4 protein-coding genes and 1 riboswitch are annotated in these 6,497 nt (G+C 66.2%); of the genes, 3 read left to right on the top strand and 1 reads right to left on the bottom strand.

Going from position 1 to position 6,497, the window contains the following annotated elements:
* A partial coding sequence (locus ACO41U_RS09555; RefSeq protein WP_485943493.1) for a methyl-accepting chemotaxis protein occupies positions 1–1,591 on the bottom strand: 1,591 nt, incomplete at its 3' end.
* A 544-nt stretch (positions 1,592–2,135) separates the two neighbouring features.
* On the opposite strand from ACO41U_RS09555, the gene trpB reads away from it, so the two are divergent.
* The 3 genes from trpB to ACO41U_RS09540 all read left to right on the top strand — a co-directional run.
* The gene (gene trpB, locus ACO41U_RS09550; protein ID WP_485943495.1) at positions 2,136–3,308 is read left to right on the top strand and encodes a tryptophan synthase subunit beta; all 1,173 of its coding nucleotides are present in this window, start codon (positions 2,136–2,138) and stop codon (positions 3,306–3,308) included.
* Positions 3,309–3,409: 101 nt separating this feature from the next.
* Positions 3,410–3,572, top strand: a riboswitch (cobalamin riboswitch).
* A gap of 158 nt (positions 3,573–3,730) precedes the next feature.
* Entirely contained in the window at positions 3,731–5,875 is a 2,145-nt protein-coding gene (locus ACO41U_RS09545) for a methylmalonyl-CoA mutase family protein (protein ID WP_485943491.1), read from the top strand.
* A 2-nt stretch (positions 5,876–5,877) separates the two neighbouring features.
* Positions 5,878–6,497 (top strand): methylmalonyl-CoA mutase family protein (locus tag ACO41U_RS09540; protein ID WP_485943489.1); only part of this gene is annotated, 620 nt, incomplete at its 3' end.

Here is a 6,497-nt window from a genome sequence, read left to right as displayed (position 1 = left end):
CCAGCTTGCGGACCTCCTCCGCTACGACGGCGAAGCCGCGTCCCGCCTCGCCCGCCCGCGCCGCCTCGATCGCCGCGTTGAGGGCCAGGAGGTTCGTCTGGTCCGCGATGGACGTGATGGAGCTCACGAAGCCGGAGATGGCCTCCACCGACTGCGCCAGGTGGCCGATCTGCTCCATCGTTTCCTCGGACTTCTCCTCAGCCAGCTTCATGCCCTCGACGATCCGCCCCACGCTGTGAACTCCCTCCGTCGTCCCGGTGCTGACGGTGGCGGACTGGGAGGCGCCCTCCGTGGCCGCCTGGGCGCTCGACTGGGCTCCGGACGCCACCTCGCCGATCGCCGCGTTGATCGACTGAAGGGCAGAGGAGCTCTCGCCCAGCAGGGTGTCCGACTTGCCCATCAGCCCGCCGACGCTCTCCATCGAGGCCAGCAGGTCCCCCGATATCTTCGCGAGCTCCTCGGACTGACGCGAGTTCTCGGCCACGCCGGTCCGGATGCGGGAAACCACCTCGCCGATGGAGCCCGCCGTCCGATTCAGCATCCCCGATATCCTGGAGAACTCATCCTTGCCGGAGTCGTCGAAGTGGGTCGAGAGGTCGCCCGCCTCCAGCTCCTCCATGAGGTCGGTCATCCGGCGCACGGAGCGCGTCATACCCCGAATGATGCAGAAGAAGGAAACTCCGACGATGATCAGCGGCGTGACCGCGACGCCCAGCAGGATCAGGAGCAGGGTCTTGAGGATGCCGGAGATCACGGAATAGGGGAAGAACGCGCCAAGGTAGAGGTCGTACCCCACAGGAGCGTAGAACATCAGGCGCCGCTCACCCTCGTGGGTGTACTCGGTGACCCCGCTCTCGCCCGCCGTCATCCGCCGAACCGTCTGGCGGACGCTTTCCGGAGAGGCCGGGTCCGTCAGGAGGTTGGTCTTCATGACCTGCTCCTTCTTGGGGGAGGCGACGATCAGGCCGTCCTTCCGGATCAGGACCCCGGAGCCCTGGCCGAAGACCTTCAGGGCCGCCGTCTGCGAGCTGATCTGGTCCACGTCCAGGTCCGCGCCGACGACTCCCAGGAGCTTCCCTGCGTCGTCCCGGACGGCGACGGCCATGGTGATCCCAAGGCTGTTGGTCGCTGCAATGATGTAAGGCTCTGAGCAGATGACCTCGCCGTCCCTGGCCGCGACCGCGAGCTTGTACCAGGGGCGAGTCCGGGCGTCGAAGTCGTCGGGGGCCTTCCAGCCGCCTCCGTCCGCAAAACGGCCGTCCGACTCATAACCCCAGAACAGCTCCTTGATGCCGTTCGGCCTGTTCTTGGCCAGAAGGGCGGCGGCGGCCCGAGCCACCTCGTCCTTAGAAACCGCCTCGAAGTTCACGAACGCATACCGCAGCGATTCGGCGGAGGCCGAGAGGACCGCGGAGGATCGGGTCAGGACGCCTCGAAAAATCTGGGCCGATTGGGATACGCTCTCCACTCCGGCCCCCTTCAAAACGGAGGACAGCGTTGAGCCGCCCCAGAGGTAAACGACCCCGATCATCAAGAACAACACCAGGAAAACCGCCGCGACCGTCCCCAACATCTTGCTCCGAATCGTCATCTTTTCGTCTCCCTTGCTAAGCAAAAAACCGAACAAACATCCCATAGTGCCATAGCACAAACGCACAAACCCGGAGGACCGCTCCTGCCGGACGCTCTTCCGGCTCGCCAAAACGCCTGCCCTCCGGGATGGAAAAACAACTTTGTTAATTATAATACGCAACCCCAAAGATCGGCAATACCTCTGAAAAACTCTTGACAATCTGTTGAGGGGATGCTATTTTGTTAATAATCAAAGTTTAACCCCACTTTTGGGGAGTACGCGAGAGCGAGGACGAGAGCTAATGAAACGCGACGGAGAGGCCTCAGCGCAGGTTCGGAACAACGGGATGTGGTGGTGGCAGCCTTAAGCTGCCCTCTGTCCGCGCGCGTTGAAGAAGAAAGCGCTTTAAGGGCCGGAGGGAATCAACCCTCCGGCCCTTTTGTATTGTGAGAGCGTCACAGCCCGGGGCCGACCTTTTGGCCCCGGGCTTTTTTGTATCCCAAAAATTTTATACTTTATTCAGGAGGAGATTGCAATGGCAAACGACGTCGAGAGAAAAGCGATGGTCACGGGGTTCTTTGGGGAGTACGGCGGGCAGTTCATCCCCGAGCCTTTGAAGAAGCGCTTGGACGAATTGGACGAGGCCTTCCGGGACGCGATGGCGGACGAGGCGTTTCAGGAGGAGTACCTGGCGCTCCTCAGGGACTACGTGGGGCGTCCCTCGGCGCTGACGGAGTGCCGCAACATCTCGAAGGACCTGGGCGGGGGGCGGCTCTTCCTGAAGCGGGAGGACCTGAACCACAGCGGCGCGCACAAGATCAACAACTGCATCGGGCAGATCCTTCTAGCCCGGCGCATGGGGGCGAAGCGAATCATCGCTGAGACGGGCGCGGGGATGCACGGCACGGCCTCGGCCATGGCCGCCGCGCTCTTTGGCATGGAATGTACCGTGTACATGGGAGCCCTGGACATGGAGCGCCAGAGCCCTAACGTGGAGCGTATGCGGGCCATGGGGACCCGCGTCGTGGCGGTGACGGAGGGGCAGCAGACCCTCAGGGAGGCGGTGGATAAGGCCCTGTCCGTCTACGTGGAGGAGCCGGACACCTTCTACCTTTTGGGCTCGGCCGTCGGGCCGCACCCGTACCCCTCCATCGTGCGGGAGTTCCAGAGCGTCATCGGGCGTGAGGCGCGGGAGCAGTTCCTGAAGCGCGAGGGGCGCCTGCCGGACTACGCCGTCGCCTGCGTCGGAGGGGGCAGCAACGCCATCGGGCTCTTCTCGGCCTTCCTCGACGACGCGGAGGTCCGGCTGGTGGGGGTGGAGCCGGCCGGCCGGGGGACGGACCGACTGGGAGACCACGCGGCGACGCTGGCCTTCGGGACCCCGAAGGTCTTTCAGGGGTTCAAGAGTTACGTCTTGGCGGACGCAGATGGAGAGGCCGCCCCCGTCTACTCGATCTCCGCGGGGCTCGACTACCCCGGCGTGGGGCCGGAACACGCCTGGCTGAAGGACACGGGGCGGGCCCGTTACGAGAGGGTGACCGACGAGGAGGCCCTCGCCGCGTTCCGGACCCTCTGCCGGCGGGAGGGCATCCTGCCGGCGCTCGAGAGCAGCCACGCGCTGGCCTGGGCGCTGCGCCTCCTGCCCACTCTCGGCAAGGACAAGACGGTCCTGGTCAACCTGTCGGGGCGCGGGGACAAGGACTTTCACTCGATCCCCGAGGCGTACAGGAGCTGATTTTCAGAATATATTCTGCGCGGAGGCAGGCCCCCTGCCTCCGCGCTTTTGCCCTTTCAGGGCGCCCCGAAGTCGCAAACCTACGTTATAATACAAAAGTTAACGAAAATTTTTTCTGCGGTTGCAGGGAATCCGGTGCGAAACCGGAGCGGCCCGGCCACTGTAATCACGACGAGCCCGCAGGTCAGCCACTGCCGCAAGGCGGGAAGGCGCGGGCGAAGGATGAGTGAGAGCCAGGAAACCTGCCGGGAAAGACCTTCCCCTTCCGCGTGGAGGCGGGCGGCTTGTCGTCCTGTCGTGCCAGGGTGCGGCGGGACCCGGATTGCGTTGGGCAGCGGAGCTGCCGGACGGGACGTCTGTCCTGTCCAAAGACCTTGGGGCGGTGCAGGACCGCGCCGTCGCCAGAACGGGAGGAATCGCATATGAGCAATGCAAAAGAACCGGGGGCGGGGGGCCAGACAGCTGCCGCGCACCTTCCCGACGTCGCCTTCGACGAGTTCACCCCTCTGAGCTACGAGGCGTGGAAGGAGGCGGCCACCGCGGCCCTGAAGGGCGCGCCCTTCGACAAGAGGATGTTCACCAAGACCTACGAGGGCATCACCCTGAACCCGATGTACACGGCGGAGGACACGGGGGCCCTGAGGGCCGCGCGCACCTACCCCGGTTCCTACTCCCTGAGGGGCAACGAGGCCTCCGGCAACCTGAAGCGCGCGTGGGAGATCGTGCAGTTCTGCGATGAGGCGTTGCCCCAGGAAGCCCACCGGAACCTGCTCCACGAGCTGGAGCGCGGGGCCACCTCCGTCGCCTTCCGCCTGGACCCTCGGACGGAGGCGGGGCTGGATGCCGACGCGCCGGGGACGGACGGAGCGGGTGTCTCGCTCTCCACGCTGGAAGACGTCGAGGCCCTGCTGAAGGGCCTGCTGGACCGACCCCTGGCGATCTATGCCGGGGCCTCCGCGGCACCCCTGCTTGGCTTCGTGGACGCGCTGGCCAAAAAGGAGGGCGTCGCCCCAAGGACGCTTTCGGGCTGCGTGGGGGCGGACCCCATGGGCTGCCTGCTGGCGACGGGAGGCTTGCCCGCGCCCCTGGAGCAGCTCTGGGACGAGATGGCGGAGACGATCCGCTGGGCCGAGGCCGCCGGCTCCCCGCTGCGCACGGTCCTGGTCCGCGGCAGCGTGCCGCATGACGGCGGTGCGGACGCGGCCCAGGAGGCCGCCTGCGCCATGACGGCCTCCATCGAGACCTTGCGCGCCATGCTGGCGCGGGGCATCTCGGTGGAGCAATTCGCCCGCCGGCTGCGCTTTGAGTTTTCGCAAGGGGCCAACTTCTTCATGGAGATCGCGAAGCTGCGCGCCGCGCGCATCGCGTGGGCTCAGATCGCGGAGAGCTTCGGCGGCGGCGAAGAGGCCCGGAAGTCCCAGATTTTCGCCCGCACCTCCCGCTTCACCCGAACGGTGTACGACCCCTACGTCAACATGCTGCGCGGTGCCACGGAGGCGTTTTCAGCGATCGTGGGCGGCGTGGAGGGGCTGACCGTCGGCTGCTTTGACGAGGCGCTGCGGCCAGGCTCCGAATTCTCGCGCCGCGTGGCCCGCAACGCCCAGATCATGCTTCAGAAGGAGTTCAACCTGCGGGAGCCCATTGACCCCGCGGGAGGTTCCTGGTATCTGGAGGCCCTGACGGACGAGCTGAGCCGCAGGGTCTGGGCCAAGCTTCAGGAGATCGAGGGCCGGGGCGGCTTCCTGGAGAGCGTCAAGGCGGGCGTGCTGCAGGAGGACGTGGCCGGGACCCTCGCGAGCCGCTGGAAGAACCTGGCGAAGCGCTCCGACCGCGCCGTCGGCACGAACATGTACCCCAACATGAGCGAGCCCCTGCCGGAGTTCGGGTCGCCGGACTGGGAGGGGCTAAGGGAGGAGCGTCTGCGGGCGCTGAAGGGCGCCCGGGGGGCGCGGGACGACGCCGGGGTGAAGAAGGCCCTCGAGGGGCTGTCGGGCGACGGCCTGATCGGGAAGGTCGCCGCAGCGGCCGAGGCCGGCGCCACGCTGGGCGAGGTACGGGCCGCGCTGGCGGGCGGGAGGGGCGACGTCGCGGCGGAGCCCGTACGACCCCACCGCTGGACGGAGCAGTTCGAGGAGCTGAGGGCCAGGACGGAGGCCTACAGGGCGCGGACGGGTGATAACTTCCGCGTCTTTCTGGCCAACATGGGGCCCATCCCCCAGCACAAGGCACGGGCGGACTTCATCTCGAGCTTCATGGAGGTGGCCGCCTTCGAGATGCTCCGCAACGACGGCTTCGAGACGCCGGAGGCGTGCGCGGAGGCCGCCGCCGCGAGCGGTGCGGAGATCGCGGTGATCTGCTCCACGGACGCCACGTACCCTGAGGTGGTGCCGCCGCTGGCGCGGGCGATCAAGGAGCGGGCGCCGAAGATGGGCGTCTACCTGGCCGGAGAGCCGGCCCCGGAGTTCAAGGACGCCTACGTCGAGGCCGGCGTGGAAGGCTTCATCAGCGTCCGCTCGAACTGTCTTGAGACTTTGTCCGGATTTCAGAAGATGAAGGGGATGTTCTAAAGATGTCCGTATCGTATAAAAACCCGGATTTTACGCAAATTTCGCTGAACTGCCCCACTTCCGGCCCGGACTTTGACGAGGCGGTCTGGAGCCGCAACTTCAAGGCGGAGACGGGGTCTGAACCCGAGGCGATGACGACCCGCACGATGGAGCAGATCGACGTCCCCCCCCTCTACACGGAGGCGAAGGGCGGGCACTTCGCCCATTTGGCCTTCGACAAGCCGGGGCTGCCGCCCTTCCTGCGGGGACCCTACCCCACGATGTACGTCACGCGCCCCTGGACGGTGCGCCAGTACGCCGGCTTCTCCACTGCCGAGGAGAGCAACGCCTTCTACCGGCGCAACCTGGCCGCGGGCCAGAAGGGCCTCTCCATCGCCTTCGACCTGGCGACGCACCGTGGCTACGACTCCGACCACCCGCGCGTCGTGGGCGACGTGGGCAAGGCGGGAGTGGCTGTCGATTCCATCCTGGACATGGAGATACTCTTCGCAGGCATCCCGCTGGACCAGATGTCCGTTTCCATGACGATGAATGGCGCCGTGCTGCCCATCATGGCCTTCTACATCGTGGCCGCGGAGGAGCAGGGCGTGGACAAGGCCGTCCTGTCCGGCACGATCCAGAA

Source organism: Fretibacterium sp. (assembly GCF_057312375.1).
The sequence above is the reverse complement of the archived record's forward strand: the minus strand, read 5'-3'. Positions and strand labels throughout refer to the sequence as shown.